Origin of the sequence: Bartonella capreoli (assembly GCF_902813205.1) — a bacterium.
GTDB lineage: Bacteria > Pseudomonadota > Alphaproteobacteria > Rhizobiales > Rhizobiaceae > Bartonella > Bartonella schoenbuchensis.
Genome location: NZ_CADDZX010000106.1, coordinates 1 through 589, shown reverse-complemented (window position 1 = coordinate 589; position 589 = coordinate 1). Strand labels below are relative to the sequence as shown.

Here is a 589-nt window from a genome sequence, read left to right as displayed (position 1 = left end):
TTACCTTTATGAAAAAATCCCTTGCCGACTAAATTGCTTTTATGATTATGAGAGGATTCCTCACTATAGAAAGACTTCTTACGTGCACTCTGTGGACGTGCACCAGGAGCCATCCAAACATTAGAGCGACGCGAACGAGGCAAAAAACGCTGCTCTGCTTTTCCTTCATTGCTCTCATCCTTACGCATAAATTTCTCATCAGATTTTGTGCCCAATCGTGATTGAGAGTGCTTAACAGAGTTGCTGCTCCTGCGCTGTACATTTTTCCCACTCGAAAAAACCCAACCATCATTGGTAGTAGCAAGATCTTTATCTCTTGGTTTTACTACAACAACCGCAGAATTTGGAAATGACTTAAGAATAGGAGCATCAAAATCTGCATTCGCTTGCATAATTAAACGCTCACCCAATTGCTCACGTAACGTCCGACCTTTTATCTCACGAACGGCTCCTTCTTCTAAATCAGAAAGTTGAAATGGACCATAAGATACACGAATTAAACGATTCACCGATAATCCTAATGCACCAAGAACCTTCTTTATTTCACGATTTTTTCCTTCACGCAAAGCTACAGAAAGCCATACATTTG

General features: G+C 40.7%; 1 pseudogene. It reads right to left on the bottom strand.

What is annotated here, in order from left to right:
• A pseudogene (locus J7R05_RS07550) lies at positions 1 to 589 on the bottom strand (pseudouridine synthase); the annotation flags it as partial.